General features: G+C 60.1%; 1 protein-coding gene and 1 pseudogene. Both read left to right on the forward strand.

Annotated features, from left to right (window positions below; translation table 11 throughout):
• Positions 1–1,219 (forward strand): cytochrome-c oxidase, cbb3-type subunit I (ccoN, locus tag ACIF4X_RS29265; protein WP_397484699.1); only part of this gene is annotated, 1,219 nt, incomplete at its 5' end.
• A pseudogene (locus tag ACIF4X_RS29270) lies at positions 1,219–1,455 on the forward strand (cbb3-type cytochrome c oxidase subunit II); the annotation flags it as partial. The gene ccoN and the pseudogene ACIF4X_RS29270, both read left to right, overlap by 1 nt.
• Positions 1,456–1,460: the final 5 nt, after the last annotated feature.

Below are 1,460 nucleotides of genomic sequence, written 5' to 3' on the forward strand. Positions count from 1 at the left end.
GTTTACACCTGATTTTTCCGCTGCACATCCGGCGGTCGCCAAGCAGATTACCGACATGCTCGCGGCCTTCACCTTCTGGGGCTGGCAAGCGGTCATTGTCGGCGCGATCATTACCTTGCCGCTGGGTTACACCACCACCAAGGAATACGCGGAACTGGAATGGCCGATCGCCATTTTGCTGGCGATTGTCTGGGTCACCTACGGTCTGGTGTTCTTCGGCACCATCACCAAGCGCAAAACCAAGCACATCTATGTCGGTAACTGGTTCTACGGGGCCTTCATCGTCGTGACGGCGATGCTGCACATCGTCAACCACGCGTCCCTGCCGGTAAACCTGTTCAAGTCCTACTCCGCCTACTCCGGCGCGACCGACGCGATGATCCAGTGGTGGTACGGCCACAACGCGGTGGGCTTCTTTCTGACCACCGGTTTCCTCGGGATGATGTACTACTTCGTGCCGAAACAGGCCGAACGTCCGATCTACTCCTATCGCCTGTCGATCGTGCACTTCTGGGCGCTGATCACCCTGTACATCTGGGCCGGCCCGCACCACTTGCACTACACCGCACTGCCGGATTGGGCACAATCGCTGGGCATGGCAATGTCGATCATTCTCCTGGCGCCAAGCTGGGGTGGCATGATCAACGGCATGATGACCCTGTCGGGCGCCTGGCATAAGCTGCGCACCGACCCGATCCTGCGCTTCCTCGTGGTCTCGCTGGCGTTCTACGGCATGTCGACCTTTGAAGGGCCGATGATGGCGATCAAGACCGTCAACTCGCTCTCGCACTACACCGACTGGACCATCGGCCACGTACACGCCGGCGCGCTGGGCTGGGTGGCGATGATCTCGATCGGCGCGATCTACCACATGATCCCGAAACTGTTCGGCCGTGCGCAGATGCACAGCGTTGGCCTGATCAACGCGCACTTCTGGCTCGCGACCATCGGCACCGTGCTCTACATCGCATCGATGTGGGTCAACGGCATCACTCAGGGCCTGATGTGGCGTGCAATCAACGACGACGGCACCCTCACCTACTCGTTCGTTGAAGCGCTGCAAGCCAGCCACCCGGGTTATATCGTGCGTGCCTTGGGCGGTGCGTTCTTCGCCAGCGGCATGTTCCTGATGGCTTACAACGTCTGGCGCACCGTGCGCGCCTCGAACCCGGCTGAAGCCGAAGCCGCTGCCCAGATCGCTGTCGTTGGAGCTCACTGATGAAGCATGAAGCTGTCGAGAAGAATATTGGCCTGCTGGCCTTCTTCATGGTCATCGCCGTCAGCGTCGGTGGCCTGACCCAAATCGTTCCGCTGTTTTTCCAGGATGTGACCAACAAGCCGGTCGAAGGCATGAAGCCGCGCACCGCGCTTGAACTGGAAGGCCGCGACGTCTACATCGCCAACGGCTGTGTCGGCTGCCACTCGCAGATGATCCGTCCGTTCCGCGCCGATACCTAACT

The organism is Pseudomonas sp. NPDC085632, from assembly GCF_044541255.1.
In the GTDB taxonomy this organism is placed as follows: domain Bacteria; phylum Pseudomonadota; class Gammaproteobacteria; order Pseudomonadales; family Pseudomonadaceae; genus Aquipseudomonas.